The 21,821-nt window shown below is 69.6% G+C and carries 16 protein-coding genes and 1 pseudogene; 9 read left to right on the forward strand and 8 right to left on the reverse strand.

What is annotated here, in order from left to right:
• Window positions 1-11: 11 nt before the first annotated feature.
• Window positions 12-2,561, forward strand: a complete 2,550-nt coding sequence (locus IPI43_11020; GenBank protein MBK7774649.1) for a VCBS repeat-containing protein — start codon at window positions 12-14, stop codon at window positions 2,559-2,561.
• A gap of 41 nt (window positions 2,562-2,602) precedes the next feature.
• On the opposite strand, the gene katG is transcribed toward IPI43_11020, so the two are convergent.
• Window positions 2,603-4,798: a catalase/peroxidase HPI gene (gene katG / locus IPI43_11025; protein MBK7774650.1), complete on the reverse strand. Its 2,196-nt coding sequence runs from the start codon at window positions 4,796-4,798 to the stop codon at window positions 2,603-2,605.
• Between the two features lie 267 nt (window positions 4,799-5,065).
• Here katG and IPI43_11030 point away from each other — a divergent pair, with 267 nt between their 5' ends.
• Together IPI43_11030 and IPI43_11035 are read left to right on the forward strand one after the other, a co-directional pair.
• Complete coding sequence (locus IPI43_11030; GenBank protein MBK7774651.1) at window positions 5,066-6,565, forward strand: hypothetical protein; 1,500 nt, start codon at window positions 5,066-5,068, stop codon at window positions 6,563-6,565.
• A gap of 176 nt (window positions 6,566-6,741) precedes the next feature.
• Window positions 6,742-7,413: a PAS domain-containing protein gene (locus tag IPI43_11035; GenBank protein MBK7774652.1), complete on the forward strand. Its 672-nt coding sequence runs from the start codon at window positions 6,742-6,744 to the stop codon at window positions 7,411-7,413.
• Between the two features lie 3 nt (window positions 7,414-7,416).
• Here the strand turns inward: IPI43_11035 and IPI43_11040 are convergent, their stop codons facing one another.
• Entirely contained in the window at window positions 7,417-8,466 is a 1,050-nt protein-coding gene (locus tag IPI43_11040; protein ID MBK7774653.1) for a hypothetical protein, read from the reverse strand.
• Window positions 8,467-8,508: 42 nt separating this feature from the next.
• Window positions 8,509-9,216, reverse strand: coding sequence for a hypothetical protein (locus IPI43_11045; GenBank protein ID MBK7774654.1), 708 nt, complete (start codon window positions 9,214-9,216; stop codon window positions 8,509-8,511).
• Between the two features lie 212 nt (window positions 9,217-9,428).
• Between IPI43_11045 and IPI43_11050 the strand changes: the two genes are divergently transcribed.
• On the forward strand, window positions 9,429-10,055 hold the full coding sequence (locus tag IPI43_11050; protein ID MBK7774655.1) for a DUF2238 domain-containing protein: 627 nt from the start codon (window positions 9,429-9,431) through the stop codon (window positions 10,053-10,055).
• On the opposite strand, the gene IPI43_11055 is transcribed toward IPI43_11050, so the two are convergent.
• The 4 genes from IPI43_11055 to IPI43_11070 all read right to left on the reverse strand — a co-directional run bounded on the left by IPI43_11055 (window position 10,015) and on the right by IPI43_11070 (window position 13,589).
• A complete protein-coding gene (locus IPI43_11055) occupies window positions 10,015-10,992 on the reverse strand; it encodes a hypothetical protein (GenBank protein MBK7774656.1) in 978 nt (325 codons plus the stop codon). The two genes, IPI43_11050 and IPI43_11055, sit on opposite strands and share 41 nt — an antisense overlap.
• The gene (locus IPI43_11060) at window positions 10,989-12,704 is read right to left on the reverse strand and encodes a hypothetical protein (protein ID MBK7774657.1); all 1,716 of its coding nucleotides are present in this window, start codon (window positions 12,702-12,704) and stop codon (window positions 10,989-10,991) included. Before IPI43_11060 ends, IPI43_11055 begins: the two co-directional genes overlap by 4 nt.
• Window positions 12,705-12,768: 64 nt before the next feature.
• Window positions 12,769-13,176, reverse strand: a complete 408-nt coding sequence (locus IPI43_11065) for a hypothetical protein (GenBank protein MBK7774658.1) — start codon at window positions 13,174-13,176, stop codon at window positions 12,769-12,771.
• Window positions 13,161-13,589, reverse strand: coding sequence for a hypothetical protein (locus tag IPI43_11070; protein ID MBK7774659.1), 429 nt, complete (start codon window positions 13,587-13,589; stop codon window positions 13,161-13,163). The genes IPI43_11065 and IPI43_11070 overlap by 16 nt, the downstream gene beginning before the upstream one ends.
• 66 nt (window positions 13,590-13,655) lie before the next feature.
• Here IPI43_11070 and IPI43_11075 point away from each other — a divergent pair, with 66 nt between their 5' ends.
• The 5 genes and pseudogenes from IPI43_11075 (at window position 13,656) to IPI43_11095 (ending at window position 20,095) form a co-directional block, all read left to right on the forward strand.
• Complete coding sequence (locus IPI43_11075) at window positions 13,656-15,056, forward strand: AgmX/PglI C-terminal domain-containing protein (protein ID MBK7774660.1); 1,401 nt, start codon at window positions 13,656-13,658, stop codon at window positions 15,054-15,056.
• A 102-nt stretch (window positions 15,057-15,158) separates the two neighbouring features.
• Window positions 15,159-16,790: a hypothetical protein gene (locus IPI43_11080; GenBank protein ID MBK7774661.1), complete on the forward strand. Its 1,632-nt coding sequence runs from the start codon at window positions 15,159-15,161 to the stop codon at window positions 16,788-16,790.
• A 32-nt stretch (window positions 16,791-16,822) separates the two neighbouring features.
• Window positions 16,823-17,662, forward strand: a complete 840-nt coding sequence (locus IPI43_11085) for a hypothetical protein (protein ID MBK7774662.1) — start codon at window positions 16,823-16,825, stop codon at window positions 17,660-17,662.
• A 23-nt stretch (window positions 17,663-17,685) separates the two neighbouring features.
• A pseudogene (locus tag IPI43_11090) lies at window positions 17,686-19,577 on the forward strand (MFS transporter).
• Between the two features lie 281 nt (window positions 19,578-19,858).
• On the forward strand, window positions 19,859-20,095 hold the full coding sequence (locus IPI43_11095) for a DUF465 domain-containing protein (GenBank protein MBK7774663.1): 237 nt from the start codon (window positions 19,859-19,861) through the stop codon (window positions 20,093-20,095).
• A 17-nt stretch (window positions 20,096-20,112) separates the two neighbouring features.
• On the opposite strand, the gene IPI43_11100 is transcribed toward IPI43_11095, so the two are convergent.
• Entirely contained in the window at window positions 20,113-21,765 is a 1,653-nt protein-coding gene (locus IPI43_11100; protein ID MBK7774664.1) for an FAD-dependent monooxygenase, read from the reverse strand.
• Window positions 21,766-21,821 lie beyond the last annotated feature (56 nt).

Raw genomic sequence — 21,821 nt, forward strand, 5'->3', positions numbered from 1 at the left:
TCTTGGACCCCATGAAAACGCTCTTCGCCCTCGCCTCGCTGGCATGTCTGATGACCCTACCCGGGTGTAGCTGCGAGAGCGGTGTGCCCCGCCGCGACGCAGGCGGGGACGACATCGGGACCGATGGCGGCGGCGAAGACAGCGGGCGCGACGGGGGTGGCGACGACGGCGGCACCTGCACCGGGGCGAGCCTCGCCTGTGGCGACGACTGCTGCACGAGCAACGAGTTCTGCGACCCGAACACGGTCTGCTGCGCCTTCAGCGCGGCCTGCGGTGATCGCTGCTGCGGCACCGACGAGACATGCATCGGCGCGGTCTGTCACATCGCCTGCGAGCCCACGGAGGTGCGCTGCTCCAACGCAGAGGGCGCCGAGATCTGCTGCGGGTCCACGCAGGTGTGTGCATCGGGTGCGTGCTTCACCCCGGTCACCTCGTGCACCGACTTCATCGACTGCCCAGACGGCCAGTACTGCGAGCCCAGCGTGAACGGGGGCACCTGCCTTCCCCAACCTGGCGGCGAGACCTGTCAGCTCACGCCCATGGGCTCGAGCGTCGTTCCCGAGGTGGTCTGGCAGTGGCCGACCAGCGCTGGCGTCTCGTTGCAAGCACCCACGTCGGACCAAGTCATGATGACGCCGATGGTCGCGAACATCACGGACGACAACACCGACGGCGTGATCGATGAGCGGGACAACCCGGACGTCGTCTTCATCAGCTACGTGGATGGCAGCTACACCCAGAACGGCATCCTGCGCGTGGTGGACGGCACGACCGGGGACGACATCTGGAGCGCCACGGACCCCATGCAGTACGTGGCCCCCGGCGGCCAGGTGGCCATCGCCGACATCGATGGCGATGGGCGTCCGGAGATCGTGGCCTGCTCGGCGAACGGCGCGACCACCGGCCCGCTGATCGCCTTCGAGGACACGGGCGCGATCAAGTGGATCGCGTCCGACACCAACGTTCGTTGTGGTCAGGCAGGGCCGAGCATCGCGGACCTCGACGGCGACGGGACGGTCGAGGTCTTCGTGCGCTACACGGTGGTCAACGGCGCAGACGGCTCGTACGTCGACCACGAGACGTGCGACGGCATCGGCAACGTCGGCGCCACGGTTCGCGACTCGCATGACCCGTGCGACTACACCACGGCGGCCAACGTGGACGGTGACCCGGAGCTCGAGCTGGTGGGTGGCAACGTGGTGTTCGACTTCGACGCAACCACAGGCCTCACCCCCCTCTGGGACTACCGCAACTGCACCAACAGTGTGAACTGTCGGAACGACGGCTACCCGGCCCTCGCGGACTTCGACGGAGACGGCGCCCCCGAGCTCGTGGTGGCCGAGTCCTCCTGGCTGAACGGCAGCACCACACCGAGTGGTCAGGCGTATCAGGGTGACCATTGGCTCGTGGTCCGCAACGCGGCCACTGGCGCGATCCTGGCGGGGCCCATCGACGTCAACCGCGAGACGCCACCCTCTGGCGACACCGACGCAGGCAGCTGTCAGACCATCGGCGGTCAGCAGGTGTGCCGCGTGGCGGGCGGCGGCCCCCCCACCATCGGGAACTTCGACGCGAGCGACGCCAGTCCCGAGGTGGCCCTGGCCGGCGCCTACAACTACGTGGTCTTCGACGTGGACCTCGCCCAGGCGACACCGGCCGCGCGCATGAGCGAGCTCTGGCATCGTGCCACCAACGACGACTCGTCCCGCAAGACCGGCTCGAGCATCTTCGACTTCGACGGCGATGGCGCAGCCGAGGTGGTGTACAACGACCAGGTCTGGCTCCGCGTGATGGAAGGCGACACGGGAGAGACGCTGTACTGCCGCTGCAACACCAGCGCGACGCTGTGGGAGTACCCCGTGATCGCCGACGTCGACGACAACGGTCACGCCGAGATCGTGCTGGCCAGCAACACGAACAACGCAACCACGATGGCGACCTGCACCGCAGTGGCCGGGGACCAGTGCACCGCGGATGAGGTGGCGGCCGGCAGGGACACGAGCACCCCGGGTGTGCGCGTGCTCCGCGGCCCGGGTGAAGGCTGGATCGGCACGCGGCGCATCTGGAATCAGCACTCGTACCACGTCACCAACATCACGGAGTCGGGTCGGGTGCCCACCTTCGAGACCCGGAACTGGACGATCGGCGCGCTGAACAACTTCCGCCTCAACGTGCAGCCTGGCGCCACGAACCAACCGGACCTCCGGCCGCGCAACCTGTCCGTGGATCTCTCGGCCTGCACCGCCACGATGCGCGTCTACGTGGAGATCTACAACGCAGGCTGGTCATCCGCGCCCGCCGGCGTGCCGGTCGCTTTCTACGGAGGTGTGTCGCCCGCCATGGCGTACTTCACCACCGTCTCGACCACGCGCTCACTGCTGCCCGGGGAGTTCGAGCTCGTGTCCGCCGAGTTCACCCTGACAGTAGGCTCAGCGTACGACGACCATCAGTTCCAGGTCGTGGTCAACGATCCGCTGCAAACGCCAATCGGTTCCCTCGTCGAGTGCCGGAGCGGCAACAACACCACCAGCGGAACGGCAGTCTGCTTCTCCTTCGAGTGAGCAGGTGCCGTCGCGCCAGCGGAGTGCTCCGCTAGCGCGGCTCACCCGAGGTCGAAGCGGTCCAGGTGCATCACCTTGCCGAACGCTGCCGCGAAGTCGCGCACGAAGTCCGCCTGGGCGTCATCACAGGCGTAGACCTCGGCCAGCGCGCGCAGCTGCGAGTTGGAGCCCAACACCAGGTCCACCACCGTGCCGGTCCACTTCACGGCGCCGGTGCTGCGGTCGCGCCCCTCGAGCACGCCGGGCGTGGCAGAGCGCTGCCAGGTGGTGTTCATGTCCAGCAGGTTCACGAAGAAGTCGTTGGTGAGCGTGCCGGGGCGCGTGGTGAACACGCCGTGCTTGGCGCCGCCCACGTTGGCGTCCAGCACGCGCAGGCCACCGATGAGCACGGTGAGCTCCGGCGCGCTGAGCGTGAGCAGCTGGGCCTTGTCCACCAGCAGCTCGGCCGCCATGTCTTCGAGGCCCGTCTTCACGAAGTTGCGGAAGCCGTCGGCCACCGGCTCGAGCGGGGCGAAGGACTCCGCGTCGGTCTGTGCCTGCGAGGCGTCCATTCGGCCCGGCGAGAAGCGCACGCTGACGGGGTGGCCCGCCTTCTTGGCGGCGTCCTCCACGGCCGCGCAGCCGCCCAGCACGATGAGGTCCGCGAGGGACACCTTCTTGCCGCCGGTCTGCGCAGCGTTGAAGTCCGTCTGCACCTGCGTGAGCTTCGCGAGCACCTGCTGCAGCTCGGCCGGCTGGTTGGCCTCCCAGTCCTTCTGCGGCGCCAGGCGAATGCGCGCGCCGTTGGCCCCGCCGCGCTTGTCGCTGCCACGGAAGGTGAACGCCGACGCCCACGCCGTGCGAACCAGCTGCGCTGTGCTGAGCCCCGAAGCCAGCAGCTTGGCCTTGAGCGCCGCGATGTCGCTCGCGTCCACCAGCGGGTGGTCCACGGCGGGGATCGGGTCCTGCCAGATGAGCTCTTCCTTGGGCACGAGCGGCCCGAGGTAGCGGGTGACGGGGCCCATGTCGCGGTGCGTGAGCTTGAACCACGCACGCGCGAACGCGTCCGCGAACGCGGCGGGGTCGGCCAAGAACCGGCGCGAGATCTTCTCGTAGGCCGGGTCCACGCGCATGGCCATGTCGGCCGTGGTCATCATGGGGGCGTGCCGCTTGCTCGGGTCGTGCGCGTCTGGGACCGTGCCGTCGCCCGTGGTGCCCTTGGGCTTCCACTGGTGCGCGCCGGCCGGGCTCTTGGTCAGCTCCCACTCGTAGCCGAAGAGCGTCTCGAAGTAGCCGTTGTCCCACTGGATGGGGTTGGGGGTCCAGGCGCCTTCGATGCCGCTGGTGATGGTGTTGGCGCCGTGGCCGGTGCCCATGCTGTTCTTCCAGCCGAGGCCCTGCTCCTCGATGCCGGCGCCTTCGGGCTCGGGACCGCAGTACATGCTCGGGTCGCCCGCGCCGTGCGCCTTGCCGAAGGTGTGACCACCGGCGGTCAGGGCCACGGTCTCTTCGTCGTCCATGGCCATGCGCGCGAAGGTCTCGCGGATGTCGCGCGCGGAGCCGAGCGGGTCCGGCGTGCCATTGGGCCCCTCCGGGTTCACGTAGATGAGGCCCATCTGCACCGCGGCGAGCGGGTTCTCGAGCGCGCGGTCTCCGCTGTAGCGCTCGTCGGCCAGCCACTTGCCCTCGGGGCCCCAGTAGATGTCTTCCTCGGGCTCCCAGATGTCCTCGCGCCCACCGGCGAAGCCGAACGTGGGCAGGCCCATGGACTCGATGGCCACGTTGCCAGCCAGGATCATCAAGTCGGCCCAGGACAGCTTGCGGCCGTACTTGCGCTTGATGGGCCACAGCAGGCGCCGCGCCTTGTCGAGGTTGCCGTTGTCGGGCCAGCTGTTGAGCGGGGCGAAGCGCTGCGCTCCCGCGCCGCCACCGCCGCGGCCGTCGGCGATGCGGTACGTGCCCGCGCTGTGCCACGCCATGCGGATGAAGAGCGGGCCGTAGTGGCCGTAGTCGGCCGGCCACCAGGGCTGCGAGTCGGTCATGAGCGCGTGCAGGTCCTTCACCACCGCGTCGAGGTCCAGCGTCTTGAACTCCGCCGCGTAGTCGAACGCGTTCGGCATGGGGTTCGAGAGCGAGGAGTGCTGCTGCAGCATCTTCAGGTTGAGCTGGTTGGGCCACCACGCGGCGTTGGTCCCTGCACCCGCGACCGTGTGCCTGCGCGCGCCGCTCGAGACGGGGCACTTCGATTCGTTCGTCATCGTTCTCTCCTTCGACGTGTGACGAGGAGTCTAGACGGGGTGGCTCGGAGAAGATTACGAAAAAGAGCCACAATCCCGCGATTGGCGGCGACCCACGACTGTGGTAACTCGCAGGCAGCGAGCGTCGAGAGCGTGGGCCGATAGCCATGTCACCAGCGACGTCGAGGAGAAGTCATGCATCGCCCAGCCCAACTCTGTGCTTCCGGTCTGCTGTTGGGCGCGCTCGTCGTGGCCTGCTCAACGAGCCAGGCCACGAGAGACGCCTCCGTGGCCACCGACGTCGGCGCGAGGCCTCCGTGCCAGAGCGACCTGGACTGCACGGGCTCGCTCCACTGCTACTTGCGCGCGGGCGCGTGCAGCGAGTGCGCCTACGACGCGGACTGCGCCGACGGCTCCAGCTGTGAAGGCGGCGCTTGCGTGGCGCATCCTGCGTGCGCCAATTCATTCGACTGCACGGGTGGGGAGGTCTGCGACCCCGCATCGTTGCGTTGCCGCGAGTGCGGCGGCGCGGCCGACTGCGACACAGACCAGACATGTCGGGCAAACCGGTGCGTGCCGCGGTGCCAGTCGGACAACGAATGCGTGGGGCTCGGTCTTCTCTGCGACGGGGAAGCCTGCGTGCGCTGCAACCAGACCGTGGACTGCCCGGTGGCGTACTACTGCGCACAGAACGAGTGCATCCGTGACGAGTGCGAGTCCGGCCGTCGCTGGTGCCTCGACGACGACACCATCGGACAGTGCGAATTCGATGGGAGCGCGCTCAGCGAGACCAACTGCGTCACGGGTCGCTCCTGCCGAGACGATGGCGTGGACATCCAGTGTGAGCCATGGACCTGCGAGCCAGGGGAGGCGCTCTGCAGCGGTGACCGGACGCGGGTCGTGACGTGCGATCCGAACGGCTTCACATCCACGCTGACCGAGTCCTGCGGGCAGGGGTTCCGATGCTACGACGGAGCGTGCTACGCCAACGTGTGCCAGCCCGCCACGCTCGGCTGCTCGGCGAACGAGCTCCAGCTGCAGCGCTGCAACGACACCGGCAGCGGCTGGACGTTGCAGCAGAACTGCGCGGACACAGGTCAGTTCTGCACTCGTCCGCTCGTCGGCATCGCCACCTGCAGACCGCGCGTCTGCCCGCCGCGAGCAGAGGAGTGCTCCGACGGCGAGACGCTCAGCACGTGTGCCCCGTCGGGCAGCGGCTTCGAGGCCGTGGAAGCAGACTGCTCCGCGTCCGGAACCTACTGCGCCGCTGGAGCATGTGGCCTCGTGGGCGAAGAGTGGATCGCGCGCGAAGCCTACTCGGAGTACTCCCCGGTCTGGTCCACGACCACCTACTCCACGTTCTTCGTGCCGGATGTCGCACGCACGCTGACGAGTGTGTCCGTCCGTGCGGGTTCGCTGAGCGACATCGGTGACGCGGTTCATGCCGACAGCGTCGTTCGCGTGTACGAGCTGGATGCCGGGACGAGCACGTCTTCACTCATCGCCACGTTGCCGTTCGCCAGCCTGGTGATCGACGCGGGGCGCTTCCTGACCACCTCACCTGCCAGCGTCGCGCTGGTGCCCGGCAACACCTACGAGATCGCCGTGACGCTGAGGTCTGGAAGTGCTGGCGCGACCACGCTGGCGATCGCCATGGGTAGCGACGACATCGCCATTGGGACCGTCACGGGCAGCCACTATCGGCAGGGACAGCCCACGGAGATGTCCACTCCGAGCTTGGGGGGCACACGCTTCTCCGTGCGCTTCACCCACGCGGCCGCGCCCTAGCGCGAGTCTGCTGGAGCTTCCCTCGCGCTCCCCAAACGGGGTACAGTCCTGTCAGGTCCACCAAGTGGTGCAGCGGCTGCCCCTCGGTGGGAACAGTGGACGCGGGGGCGGTCTGGAGTACTGGAATGAGCGACGAAGGGTCGGGGGCCGCGGGGTCACCGAGTCGAGAACAGGTCATGCGCGAGCTCATTGCGCTCGAGAAGCGCTGCGCCGAGCTGCGCGCCAACCTCGGGCTCGAGTACCGCGTGTTTCCGGCGCCCATCTCCGAGTCCGCGGAGCAGGCGGTGCAAGCCCTGGTGGGAGCGCTGGCGCACGACTTCCTGTCCGTGCACGCCGCTGATGGGACTTATCTCTGGGCGTCTCCGTCGTGCGCGCGGCTCTTCGGCTGGGAGCCGGAGGCGCTGGTGGGACGCTCGGCCTATGACCTGTTCCACCCCGACGACTTGGCGCGCCTCGCAGCGAACCATGAGCAGCACGTGGACGGGATGGGTGCCGAGGCCGTGGAGTACCGACTCCGCACGGCAGACGGCTCGTTCCGCTGGGTGGAGACGCACTCTGCCAACTGCAAGGACCCGAGCGGCCTGCCGCAGATCGTGTGCTTCACGCACGACATCACGGCGCGCCACGATCGGGACGAAGAGGTCCGCTCGCTGCTGCAGCACTACGAGCGCGAGCACAAGCGGCCCAACGACGACGATGAGTTCCTGCGCGTGTGCGCGTGGTGCAAGGCCATCGGCGACGACGCCGACGGATGGCGGCCCCTCGAGGTCTACCTCGCGTCCGTCACGGAGCGCTCCATCACGCACGGCATCTGCGAGGGCTGTGTCTCTCGGCTCAAGCCGCGCTAGCCCTCAGGAGGGGCGGTCCATGGGCTCGCCGTCGTAGCCCATGCGGTAGCGCTCGGTGCCCGTTCTTGCGTCGATGGCGATGACGCCGAGCTCCCCGAAGTGCAGCAAGAGCGTGCCGTCCGGAGACGACGTCCACGGCGTGGGGCGGTAGCGCGTGGCGGCAGGCAGCGCCTCGCCGGGGTCGAAGGTGAAGAGCACGCTTCCGTCGAGTGCAATGCGTGTCACGCGGTAGGTGTAGCTGCCCACCAGCGTCTCCTCGACCACCAGCAAGCTGGGCGGCGAGGGCCACTCGATGCTGCCGCTCGCCGGGTGCACCAACGCGCTGGGCATGTAGAAGTCACGCTCGCCGAACAGCGGCGCGCCGTCCACGCGCATCACGGAGCGAGGGTGTCCGTCGAGCGTGACGCGGCGTCCGTCGGCCAGCACGAGGCCCGGGAGGCCCCCGAGGTAGTAGCTGACGCTGTGGGAGTGGATGGCGGCGTCGGCTTGGATGCCCAGAGGCGTCATCGTCACGTTTCCCTCGTACCGCGATGCGCTGCGCGTGGCGGCGTCCAGCCACAGCGTGCGACCATCTGCGGTGGACACCGTGGGCGCCGCGCGGTCGCCGTCCCAGCCCAGGGCAAGCACCCCGACCCCGAGCGGTGGGTTGGCCTGCACGAACGCCGAAAAGGGCGTGACCACAGCGCCTGTGTCGATGGCGCGCACCTCGAAGGTGGGAGCGGAGCCTGCGGGGCGGAACCACACCCGCCCTTCGCCTGCGGCGCCGAAGCACACGGCGCGGTGGGCATCGTCTTCCCAGGCGCCCACGCTCTGCTTCGCTGTGAGCGCGCCAGTCGCGATGTCGAAGATCGCGAGGGTGCCGTTGTGGCGCGTGTAGTCGTTGTGCGTGGTGCTGCGGCGCGCCACGATGACGGCGAAGTGCGTGCGGCTCATGGACGGGCACGTGCCGACCAACGCCGTGTCCTTGCCGCTCGTGAGCAGCAGCCAGACGCCGACGCACACGCCGAGCATCGCGAGGGCCACGAGAACGAGGGTGGTGGTCTGAGAACGCATGACCAGCGGGAGGGTAGCGCAGTGCGGTCCGCCGGCGGCGCGCTAGCGCACCCGGGTCACGACGGGTGCCGACAGGCGGCCGCGGATGTCCACGAAGAAGACCTCGACGTCCACGTTCGCCGGGAGAACGTAGCCTGGGTAGTTGGGCTGGCAGCGTCCCGCGTCTGGGCTGAAAGCGAAGATGACTTGGTGCGCGTCCTCGATGCGCATGGCCCAGCCGCTGGGCGGCGCGGCGCGTCCGTCGGCGGCAGGCTGGCGCACGATCACCGCATAGGCGCCCGCGGGCGGCCGGCCGCCGAGAGTGAGGGTGTTGGAAGCGGGCGCGCTCCGAATGCCGATGGGCGTCTCCTGTTGTCGCTGCGGGATGTACTCGACGCTGGGGTTCCGGGCCGATGCGAGGGCGGGTGCGTCGCCGCGGGTCAGGCGAAACGCCCGGCGGGTGGCCCCCGCCATGGCTGTGATACGCCCGCTGATGGGCGCTGTGGGCTGCAGGATGACCCAGCCCGGAGCCAGCTCCACGCGCGCGCTGGCCAGCACACCCGTGCCGCGACGCAGCGACTCGAGTGGCGGGCCACCCAGCATGGAGGCCCCCGCGCCGTCGCCCTCCGCCACGGTGGGCACGAACAGCACACCACCGTTCGCGGGCAGCGCACTGCCAGCCGGGGCCGCGAAGCCCGAGGTGTAGTGGCGGAAGCTCGCGCACGCGCCCGCGCGCGCACGCTCTACCGGGGCGAGGGAAAGCAGAAGCACGAAGACCAACCCCACCCCCAAGGCGACCGCAGGCCGAAGTGCAGCAACGTCGTGTCTCACGGGACCTCACCTTTCAGAGCCGCGGCGATGCATGGCCCATCGTCCGCACCCAGCAGACAGCCTCAGGGTTTCAGAAGTTCCCTCGAAGTGCACCTGCTTGGTTCGGGCACGTGCGCGCCGTTGTGCCTATGCTCTCCCGAAAGCAGGAAACGATGAACGCGAAGAACGGGCTCTGGCTGGCCATTTTCGGCAGCGTCTTGGTGTGGTCCGGCATAGCGCCCAAGGACCAGTTCACGTGGTTCCTGGAGGTGGCGCCCGCGCTCATCGGGGTGGTGCTGATCGTCACCACCCGCAAGCGCTTCCCGCTCACGCCGCTGCTCTACGTGCTGGTGCTGGTGCACTGCGTGATCCTGATGGTGGGAGGGCACTACACCTACGCCGAGGTGCCCTTCTTCGACGACCTCTTCGGATCCACGCGCAACAACTACGACAAGCTCGGGCACTTCGTGCAGGGCTTCGTGCCCGCCATCCTGGCGCGCGAGATCCTGCTGCGACGCGCGGTGGTCAACGGACGCACGTGGATGAACGTGGTCACCGTGAGCCTCTGCCTCGCGTTCAGCGCCTTCTACGAGCTGATCGAGTGGGGCGTGGCCGAGGCCAGCGGAGAGTCCGCCGAGGCGTTCTTGGGCACGCAGGGCTACGCGTGGGACACCCAGTCCGACATGATGTGGGCGCTGGTGGGCGCCTTGCTGGCGCTGGTCCTGCTGTCGCGCTTCCACGACTCGCAGCTGGCCGCCGTCACTCCGGCGCGTCCAGCAGGGACTGGAGCGCACGGCTGAAGCGCTCCACGTCTTCTGACCCGAACACCGCGCGGGCGAGCAGGTCGTTGCCCTCGGTGCGCAGCTCGATGCGCTCGAGTGGAGCGACCAGGTCGAGAGCCGCGACCTCGGGGCTCTGGCGCAGCAGCTGGAGGCTGTTGTCGATGACGGCCAGGAAGACGGCGGGCGCGCTCTGGTCCGCAAACGTGATGAAGCCCTCCGTGGTGACCGTCTCGGCGATGTCCGCCCAGAAGCCCAGCACCTGCGGCGAGTCGGCGAGCGGCGTTCCGTCCGGCGGCATGAGCACGCGGGCCGCGAGCGCGAGGGCCAGTGTGTGGTCGCGCAGCCCCACACGCTCCATGGCCCCCGTGATGAGCGCGCCGCGCGGGCCGGACGCCGACGACACGCCGTCGATCACGTCCAGCGCCGCCACCACCAGCTCGCGCTCGCCGTTGATCACCGTGTGGTCGCCCAGGCGCACCGTCACGCGCAGTGAGTCCTCGGCGCGCAGCTCGTGCTGTCGGTAGTGCGCCACCGTTTGGCCCGCCGCGGGGTCTTCGAGCGGCAGCGAGCGGTAGTCGCCGCGCGCCATGAGCAGCATGGGCGGGACCCTGCCCTCGTCGGGGATGTCCCAGAAGCCCACCACCAGCTCGTCGGTGTGGTCGAGCCCCTGCATGAACGCCTGCGCCCCCTCCCCGCGCGCGAGGATCACACCCACCAGCAGGTTGCGCACCCAGCTGTGGTAGAGCGCGCCGCGCACGTCCACACGCAGCACGCCCGTGGCGTTGGGCCCTAGCAGGGACAGCAGGTCCAGCGCTTCGGGCGTGCGGTGCATGCCCCCGGTGGTGACGGCCTGCGTCTCCGGCGCAGGGGTCGCGGCACAGCCCGCGTGGGCGGCAGCAGCGGTGCACACAGCCACCAGGGCAAGTGCATGCCGCAGCGCCACGGCGTGGATCACGGCTCCACGGCCCCTGCCGTGCACGTGGTGGTGGACCGCGGCTCGCCGCGCTGGTCCGTGTCGGGGCAGTCCGCGCCGAGGCCGATGGCCACGCTGCCCACCGCCGGCATCATGCTGGGCGTGGGCCCGCCGTTGTCTTGCAGCGCGCCCAGCATCGCGTCCGCGAACATGATGTTGGTGGTGCAAGCGTTGTCGGGGTTGTTGGCTGGCCCGTTCCGCAGCGTGGGCCACTGCAGGTTGCCCGAGCCTGGCAGCGGCACCGGTGTGCCGGGGTTGCCCACCGAGCAGGTCATGGGTGTCCACTCGTGGTTGGTGATGTTGTTCCAGAAGATGGTGTTGAGGATCTCGAGGCCCTGCGACTCGGTGCCGTGCGCCACGATGGCCGCACCGAAGAAACCCACGCCGCCTGCGGCCTCGTTCTCCGCGAACGTGCAGTTCTGGATGGTGCCCTCGCCGGAGAACACCAGGCCGCCGCCCAGCGAGTTGGTGGCCACGTTGCCGTGGAAGGTGGTGTTGACCACGCGGATGGTGCTGCCGTGCGGCCCCTGGTCGATGCGCACGCCGGCGCCCAGCCCGTCGCTGGTGTTGCCCACGATGGCCGAGTTGAAGAGCTCGAGCTCCATGTCCTGCATCCAGATGGCGCCGCCGCCGTCGCCCGCGTGGTTGCCGTCGAAGGTGCAGCGGTTGAAGGTGCTCAGCCCGCGCTGGGAGTTGGGCGTGCGGCTCACGGTGCCCAGCTCGTTGGCCGTGTTGCCGCGAAACGTCACGCCACAGAACTCCACGCGCTCCACCGAGTTTCCGTCGATGCCGATGGCGCCCGAGTTGCCGCCAGCGCCGCCCTGCTCCGCGTGGTTGAACTCGGGGCAGCCGCTGGCGCCGCCGAAATTCTGACCCACGCCGGTGGCAGCGTTGTCCTGGAACAACGTGTTGTAGAAGATGCCGTCCGTCTGCAAGAGACCGATGGCGCCGCCGTTCGAGCCCTCGTTCCCCACGAACGAGCTGCCCACCACGATGACCTCGAGGGCGCCGAGCGCATAGATGGCGCCGCCGCCCGTGTCGGGGCCCGTGGGCGCCGCGTGGTTGTTGCGGAAGATGCAGTCGATGACGTGCAGGCGTCCGTCGCGCATGCGGATGGCCCCGCCCTCACCGTCCTTGTAGCCCCAGGCGCACTCGGGGTTGCCGCTGTCTTGGGGGGTGAAGTCCGTGGCAGGCGCGCGCGCGTCCTCGAGGGTCAGGCGCTGCAACACCACCCGCGTGGTGGTCACGCGGTAGTTCGGGGAGTCGTACTCGAAGATGCGCGACGCGTCGCCGCCGGAGAGCGTGATGGTGCCGCCCCCGTCGATGATGGTGTCCGTGTCGATCCGCAGGTCGAGCGCCGTGGGGATGGCGATGGTGTGCTCGCCCGCGCCACAGTCGAAGGTGATGACGCCGCCCTGCGCCACCGCAGCAGCCAGGTTGGCGTGGGTGCAGCTAGCCGGCGTGCCGTCCCCCACCACGCGGTCGGGGCTGCTGGTGTCCACCAGCGTGATGGGCGGGGTGCACGTGGCCGGCGGAGGAACGATGGGCCCCGAGTCGCGGCCGCCGCCATCCACGCCGCCTCCGTCCATGCCAGTGGAAGAGGAATCACCGCAGCCCGCCGCGAGGGGCGAGAGCGCCGCCAAGAAGGCGAGCAGGACCGGGGCGGAGGGAGCACGGCGGGGGCGGGTGGACATCCCCGAATGCTACCCGGTGTGCATCCTCGCTTACAAACGCGGCCGGAGCTCCGTGCCAGCAGGCTCAGGCTGGGGCGCGCTGACGCTCGTCGAGCCAGGCCTCGGCCTCCGCCACGGACGAGAAGACCTTCTCGGGGTAGTCGGTGGGCTTCAGCCAATGGAGCGCGGTGACGATGCCGGCGATGACCATGTTGTTGACCACGATGGCCGAGCCCGCGCAGTTGCGCGCCGCATGCGCCGCCGTGGGGAGCGACGCGTCGGCCAGCAGCCTGCGCTGTTGCGCGCCGAGCGGCTTGGCGTTGCGCGCATCGAACAGCAGCGTGTAGCGCTCGCCGCGCTTGGCGACCTCTCCCAGCACCGCCACGGACCGGAGCAAGGCGCTGTCGGGCACGGCGACGGCAGCGATGTGGATGCGCACGCGCGGCCACGCGCGCTGGTCGAAGGTGAAGTAGTCGCTCACCGCGTCATCCACCGATTGGGGTCCATTCCGCTCTGCTGTGCCCATGACGCCGCGGGGTATACACGGTGGGGAGCGTCTGCGTCGACCAGGACGTCCACCACGCAGCCTTCGCGCAGCTGGTCCATGCGCAGTGGGTCCACCGTCCAGACGGCCTTCGCCTGCACGGGGCCGCGGGGCGTCTCGACCGACAGGGTCAGGTACATGTCCGTGATCACGCTGTGGCCACCCGAGATCTGCTTGGACGAAGCCTGCACCACGCGCGCGCGACCCGGGCGGGCCCGCGCCTTGCGGCCCGCTAGGGCCAGCTTCTCCTGCTTCCCGCGCCAGCCGGCGTAGACCACGAGAGCGACCACACCGCCGAACACCAAGAGGAACACGAGGCCCACCAGCAGGGGAATGAGGCCCGAGGAGGGAGTGGCTTCCATGCCTGACGCTAGCAGCCCGAGAAGCAGCAGGGAACTTCGCGCGGCGGGTGGTGTCACAGGGACGCCATGCCCACCGCAACCGTTGCTTCGCCCGCGTCCTCTTCGTCACGCCACACGCAGGCCAGCGCCGTCTGCGCGCGCATCGCCTTCGCGGTAGAGGACCGCGTGGTGCACACGCTGCGGGTCCCGGCGCTGGGCACGCTGCAGGTGGGCAGCTCCGAGGAGAACGACCTCGTGCTGTGCGACCCGCGCCTGGGCGGGACGCACACGCTGCTGCGGAACGAAGGTGGGCGCTGGTGGCTGACGCTGCCGGCCGGAGTGCTGGGCCGCGCGCGTCTCGCGGGGCACGCGGGCACCCTGGTGGAGCACGTGGCCACCGGGCGCGCGCGGCAAGCGGGGGACGTCGTGCTGGTCCCGCTGGATCTCGATAGCGCTGTGCCCTGGGCCAGCGCCGTGGTGGAGTTGTGGCACGGCCGGCTGCTGGTCGCCCTCGAGCAGGCCCCTGCGGTGCACGCCGCGCCGCTCCCGCGCGTGGTGCGCCGTGACCTGCGCGCGGAGATCGACTGGCGCTTTGGTGGCACGTTGAGCGCGGTGATGCTGGCGTTCTTCTTCCTGGGGCTGGCCGCCGAGGCCGCCGACCCGCTGGTGGAGCTGTCGCCGCCCGAGAGCGTGTTCGCGTTCCGACCGCTGTATGAAGCGCCGGAGCCGCCTGCGCCGGACATGCCCGCGGAGCCCACGCTGACAGACGAAGAGCCCGTGGTGGCCGACGCCACGCCCACACCGACGCGCGATCAGACGCGAGGGCCGAGCCCGCGGGAACATGCTGGACCGAGCACCGCGAGCGATGAGGGGACGCCGCGCCTCACGCGCGAAGAGGCGCGTGACCAGGCCGCGCTGCTGCTGGGGAGCATCGGGGTGGGCCCGCTGCGCGACGCGCTGGCGGGAGGCGCCGCGGTGCGTGATGGCCAAGAGCTGATGGACGCCATGGCCGATGGCTCGGTGGCCACGGGACCCACCTCGGGCCTGACCGCACGGGAGGGGCGTGACGGAACCGGAGACGAGCTGGGGAGGTTCTCGCCCACCGCGCCCACGCTCTCGACCACCGAGGGAGACCCCGTCACGGAGCGCAACGTTCGGGTGCGCGTGGACCGTCCCACATCGCTGCCTGGGCCCACGAGCATGCCCATGAACCCGGTCACCCAGGCCATCCGCGCGCGCGTCGGCGCCATCCGCCGCTGCTACGAGCGCACGTTGGGCTCGAACCCGGCGGCCCGTGGCAGGCTGGTGGTGAGCTTCCGGGTGGAGGGCTCGGGCGCCTTCTCCGGCGTCACGGTGCCCGAGAACCAAACGGGCGACGCACAGCTCGCCAACTGCGTGAGCGGCATCATCGGCCGGCTGCGGGTCGCCACCGGACCCGACGGGGGCGCGGCCAGCTTCCGCTACCCGTTCGTGTTCGAGCCGCACTGAAGGTTCGCCGCTCACGGCGAGCCCGCAGCCCCCGTGATCGCGGGGGTTCGGGTGGGGGGTGTGGGTGATACGTTCATCATCCCACATCGGAGACCTCGGCCCATGCACACACACCCACTCGCGAGCCCCACAGGCGCGCTCTTCCTGGCAGCCGTGCTCGCGGTCGCCTCCGGCTGCGGCAGCGACGGCAACCCGACCGGCGACGGCGGCGCAGGCGACAACGGCACACGCGACGCCACCACCCCGAGCGACGGCGACACGCCCACCGACGGCGACGTGCCGAGCGACGCGGAGGTCACGGACACCAGCCTGCCCATGAACGGCACCCTGCGCGCGTTCCCCTCCGCCGAAGGCTTCGGTGCAGACGCGACCGGCGGGCGCGGTGGCCAGGTCATCCACGTCACCAACCTGAACGCGGGTGGTGCCGGCTCGCTCCAAGCGGCCATCAACGTGGCGGGCCCGCGCATGATCGTGTTCGACGTGAGCGGGCACATCCCGGACGTCATCGTGGCCGAGCACGGCGACTTCACGCTCGCGGGGCAGACCGCGCCCGGCGGCATCAGCGTCGCGGGCCTCATGCTGCAGGGCGACTCCGTGTGCGAGAGCCCGGGCTGCACGCAGCCCACCACCTACCCCGAGAACTTCATCGTGCGGCACCTGCACGTGCGCGTGGACCCGAACGACGGAGACGGAAGCGGTGACGGGGTGCGCTTCCACCACGCCGTGAACGGCATCATCGACCACGTGTCCATCGGCAACGCCACCGACGAGGCCATCCAGATCGCGTTCTCGCGCGACATCACCATCCAGCACACCATGCTGGCCGAGACCATCGGCAGCCACGGGCAGTACGGCGGCATGCTGGCCAACTACAGCGACTCGGTGCGTGGCTTCCCCATGACCAACCTCAGCATCCACCACAACCTGTGGGTGCGCATCTACGGCCGCTATCCGGAGCTGGGCCGCGAGAACATCGCCGACACCGCCGTGTCGCGCGTCGAGGTGTCCAACAACGTCTACTGGGGCACGCGTCACCCCATGTACGTGGCCGTGGAAGCACCCGGCTTCGCGCACGACGTGCTCTGGGAGCTGAACGTGGTGGGCAACCTGCGGCGCGACGACCCGAACGACGCGCTCTCGTTCGGGCTCATCGCGATCGAGCCGCCACCCGACCTGCTGGGCGTGAGCTCACTGTTCCTGAGCGACAACCGCATCGTGGGCGCGGGCGTCATGGACTACCCGCTGATCTACAACAACAACGACTTCGCGGACGCCATCGACACCATGGGGACGCCCTGGTACTCGAGCCTGCCCACGTGGCGCAGCACCGCGCGCGCGAACTTCCCGGCCATCACCTACCACGACGTGGACGACCTCCTCGCGTTCGTGCGGAGCAACGTGGGCGCCTTCCCGCGCGACCGCTTCGACGAGCGCATGGTGGGCTACCTGGAAGACAACGTGGTGGACGGGCGCGACGTGGTGGTCACCAGCGACATCACGGTGGCCAACCCCGAGAACGACCTCATGGCGCTGGGCCCCTTCCCGGCGGCACCCACCGACACGGATGGCGACGGCATCGCCAACACGTGGGAGACCGACCACGGGCTGAACCCCAACCTGGCCGCCGATGGATCCACCACCACGCTCTCCGTCGCGGAGCTGGGCGTGGCGGGCTACACCAACCTCGAGGTGTATCTCGACTGGCTCGCCCACGAGCGTGAGATGGGTCGCTAGATCCGGTAGGCTGCCGCGCTGGAGGAGCCCGCATGACGACGACCACGCACTACACCCCGCCGCAGACCATCGCCCCCCTCGGGCTCTTGTTCGGAGTGGCCGCGGCGCTCGCAGGGGCTCTGGTGCTGGCGCCGCTCTACTCGATCGCCATCGCCTACATCCCCATCATCTACCTGAACGCGCTCTTGACGGGCGGCACGGCCTTCGGCATCGGCTGGGGCGTGGTGAGCGGGCTCCGCGCCGGCCACTTCCACAACGCGGCGCTCAGCTACGTCATCGTGCTGGGCGCGCTGGTCTTCGCCTACTGGATGCACTGGATCGCATGGGTGGCCATGATGGCGTTCCGCGCCGACATGAGCGACTTCGAGGCCATCTACCTGCTCTATCCGCCCGCCCTGCTGGACATCATCGGGACCATCTACGAGGAGGGCACCTGGTCAATGCGTGGCTCCGTGGTCAACGGTATCCCGCTGGGCATCGCGTGGGTGCTGGAGGCGCTCATCTTCTTCGGTGTGGGAACCGTCGCGGCACTCGGCACCGTCGGAACCGGCACCTTCTGCGGGCGCTGCAAGACATGGTGCAAGACGATCGTCGAGCGGCGCCTCGACTACGGTGATGGCGGCGGCATCGCAGAGGCGCTCAACCAGCGCCAAGACTGGAGCGTGCTGCAACGCCCCGAGCCCCCCGAGGGCGATCCCATGTGGTACAGCGTGCGCATCGAGCAGTGCCCCACGTGCCGCGAGACGAGCACGCTCACGCTCTCCAGCAACCACGTCACCCACGACGCGAAGGGCAACGCCGAAACGAAGAGCACGTTGGAGGTCGATCGCGTCTACATTCCGTCGGCCGACGTAGCGCGTCTCTCGGCCTGAGCGCGTCCCCGGCCCTCCCACGCATGTCCTCCACCTCGCAGACCAAGCTCCTCGCGCGCCGTGACTTCGCGGCGTTCTTCACCACCCAGCTGCTCGGCGCGTTCAACGACAACCTGTTCAAGAACGCGCTCATCATCTGGATCAGCAGCACGCAAGCCAGCGCCTTCGGCATGGGCCCCGAGCTCATGATCACGCTGTCCACCGGCGTGTTCATCCTGCCGTTCTTCCTGTTCTCGGCCACGGCTGGGCAGCTGGCCGACCGCTACGAGAAGACGCCCATCCTGCGTGTGGCGAGGGCGCCGAGATCGTCATCATGGCGCTGGCGGCGGTGGCGTTCCTGCAGGGCAATCTGGAGGTGCTGCTGGCGGCGCTGTTCCTGATGGGGACGCACTCTGCCTTCGTGGGCCCGGTGAAGTACAGCATCCTGCCGCAGCTCCTGGCCGCCGACGAGCTGGTGGCCGGCAACGCGCTGGTGGAGATGGGCACGTTCCTCGCCATCTTGCTCGGCACCATCGCGGGTGGCGTGCTCATCCTGGTGGAGGACGGCCCGCTGTGGGTGGCCATCGGCGTGCTGCTCACGGCGCTGCTGGGCTTCGCGGGCAGCTACCTGATCCCGCGGCTCGCGCCCGGCTCGCCAGACGTGCGCATCAGCAAGAACCCGTTCACGCCCACCATCGAGATCCTGCGCATCACCAAGCAGCAGCGCGCCGTGTTCCTGTCGGTGCTCGGCGTGTCGTGGTTCTGGCTGTTCGGCGCGGTGATGCTGTCCATCTTCCCCATCTACGCACGCGACACGCTGCACGCGAGCGAGCACGTGGTCACGCTGTTCCTATCGTTCTTCTGCGTGGGCATCGCGCTCGGCTCCATGCTCACCGAGAAGATCTCCGGCAAGAACCTGGAGCTGGGCCTCGTGCCGTTTGGCTCCGTGGGCATGACGCTGTTCACGCTGGACCTGTTCCTCATCGGCGCGCCCAGCGTGGTGCCGGCCGAGCTCTACGGCGTGCGCGAGTTCCTGGCGCTGCCGGGCACGCCGCGCATCCTGGTGGACCTGTTCGGCATCTCGGTCTTCGGCGGCTTCTTCACCGTGCCGCTCTACACGCTCATGCAGCAGCGCCCCGACCCGTTCGAGCGCTCGCGCGTGATCGCCGGCAACAACATCCTGAACGCGCTCTTCATGGTGGCGGGCGCGGGCATGCTGGCCGGCCTCTTCACGGCGGGCGTCGCGGTGCACCAGGTGTTCCTCGTGCTGGCCATCCTCAGCTTCGCGGTGGCCACGTATCTCTACACCCTGCTGCCCGAGTTCCTGCTGCGCTTCTACGCGTTCATGCTCAGCCGCGTCATGTACCGGCTCGAGGTCACGGGGCACGAGAACATCCCCGAGACGGGCCCGGTGGTGCTGGTGTCCAACCACGTGGCCTTCAACGACTGGCTCATCGTGGGCGGCAACGTGCGGCGCCCCGCGCGCTTCGTCATGGACCACCACATCTCGCAGACCCCGGTGGTGTCGGTGCTGTTCCGGCACGCCAAGGTCATCCCCATCGCGCCCGCGCACGAGAACGCCGAGGTCATGGAACGCGCTTTCGCGAAGATCGCCGAGGAGCTGCGCGCCGGCGAGGTGGTCTGCATCTTTCCCGAGGGCAAGCTCACCAGCACCGGCGAGATGAATCCCTTCAAGGCGGGCATCGAGCGCATCATCGCGGAGACCCCCGTGCCCGTGGTGCCCATGGCCCTCGGCGGCCTGTGGGGCAGCATGTTCAGCCGCAAGGACGGGCCGGCGCTGAGCAAGCCACCGTCGCGGTTTCGCGCACGGCTGACGTTGACGATTGGCGAGCCGGTCCCGCCGGAGCAGGTCACCGCGAAGGGGCTCGAGGAGAAGGTGCGCGCGTTGCTGGCGAGCGGCGACACGCAGCGTTGATCCCGGCCACCGCCCGTGAGAGCGAACGCTCCACAGCGAGCATTCACTCCGTCAGGGGGCGTCGACGCTGGGAGAGGCCTCCCCTCGTGTCCGAGTATCGAAGCGCAACAGCTGCACCCCGCGCATCTGCTGCGCAATTGCGGGCCGTGGCGTGAACGCGGTTGATCGGAAACGCGCGCCACGCGGGCAGCCGGGAGCTGGCGCGCACCTTGCTTGTGTCCTCGCTGCGATGTGCGTGCCGGCGCCCTGCCGAGTGTCCGCATGTCGAGGAGCCACCCGGAATGATCGAACACCACGACCTACGCCACGAGTTTCCAGAGCACGTCGATAGAATTCACGAGCTGAAGATGACCGACGACCAGTTCCGCGCGCTGTTCGACCAGTATCACGCGCTCGACCGAGAGGTCCGTCGCATCGAGCTCGACATCCAGCCGACGGGCGATGAGTACCTCGAGGAGCGGAAGCGCGAGCGCGTGAGGCTCAAGGACGCGCTCTACTCCATGCTGGAAGCTCGATAGTCGCCGCCAGGCCCCGCTCAGCCGCCCGCGATCACCCGCGCCACGCGCATCCCATCGAGCGCCGCGCTGACGATGCCCCCCGCGAACCCGCCGCCCTCGCCGCACGGGTACAAGCCCGCCACGTCGGGCGACTGCAGCGTCTCGGGGTCGCGCGGGATGCGCACGGGCGAGCTGGTGCGGGACTCCACGCCCACCAGCACGGCTTCGTTGCCGCCGTAGCCGGGCATCTTTCGCTCGAAGACGCCGAGCGCGGTGCGCAGGCGATCGGCCAGCCGCACGCCCGAGGCGTCCAGCACTGGCGCGATGTCCGTGGCGGTGAAGCCCGGCTGGTAGCTGCCCTTGGGCACGGTGCTGCTGCTGCGGCGCGCGCGAAAGTCGCTGGCGCGCGTGGCCGGCGCCTTGAGGTGGCCGCCGCCTGCCTGGAACGCGGCCTCCTCGATGACGCGCTGGAACGCGACGCCCCCCATGGGGCCCTTGAACCCGGCGCGCTCCCAGTCGCTGGGCTCCACCGCCACCACCAGACCCGAGTTGGCAAAGGGCGAGTCGCGCTTGGACAGGCTCATGCCGTTGACCACCTGCGCGCCCGGCTCGGTGGCTGCCGGCACGATGAAGCCGCCCGGGCACATGCAGAACGAGAACACGCCGCGCTCGTCCACGGTCTCGGCCACGCGGTAGTACGACGCCGGCAGCGCGGGGTGCCCGGCGCTGCGCCCGTACTGCTGCTGGTTGATCATCGGCTGCGGGTGCTCGATGCGCACACCCAGCGCGAAGGGCTTGGGGGCGAGCTGGACGCCCTCCTCGGCCAGCATGGCGTAGATGTCCCGCGCCGAGTGGCCCGTGGCCAGCACCAGGGCGGCGCAGGGCAGCACTTCGCCATCGGCCAAGCGCACCCCGCGAAGCTTGTGCGCCGGGCCCACGTCCAGGCCCACCACGCGGGCGCCGAAGCGGAACTGCACGCCCAGCGCTTCCAGCCGCTCGCGCAGCGCCGTGATGACCTTCGGAAGCTTGTTGCTGCCGATGTGAGGGCGCGCGTCGGTCAGGATGTCCTCGGGCGCGCCGTGCAGCACCAGCGTCTCGAGCACGTCGCGGATGGCGCTCTTCTCGCCGGTGCGCGTGTACAGCTTGCCGTCGCTGTAGGTGCCCGCGCCGCCCTCGCCGAAGCAGTAGTTGCTGTCGCTGTCCACGAGGCCTTCGCGGTTCAGGAGAGCGAGGTCGCGGCGCCGCGGCTGCACGGGCTTGCCGCGGTCCAGCACCACCGAGGCCACACCCTTGCGCGCCAGCTCGTAGGCACAGAAGAGCCCGGCCGGGCCGTCGCCCACGATGACCACCGGCGAGCCTCCCACCAGCGCGCGCGCCTCCACGGGAAGCGGCGCGCCGAGCGGCCCGGCAGGCGGCGCGCCGAGCGCCACCTCGAGCTTGAACTGCACCTTGTGGCGCCGCGCGTCGATGCTCCGACGCACCAGCGTGAGCTCGGGCAGGTCGGCCTCGGGCACCTTCAGCGTGCGAGCCGCCGCTTGACGCAGCGCGGCCGGGTCCTGCGCGTCGTCCAGGCCCAGCGCCAGCTCCACGTGGCCGGGCGGCAGATTGGCCGGCTGGCCCGCAACGGCGTGCACCGGCTGCGCGGGGCGCGCCGGGGGCTTGGGACGAGGCGGTCGGTTGCGGGGCGGCATGGCGGAAGTGCCGCGAGCATGAAGATCCCCGCGCGGCGCGCAAGTCGGAGGGCTTT

This window comes from Sandaracinaceae bacterium (assembly GCA_016706685.1).
GTDB lineage: Bacteria > Myxococcota_A > Polyangia > Polyangiales > Houyiibacteriaceae > JADJJE01.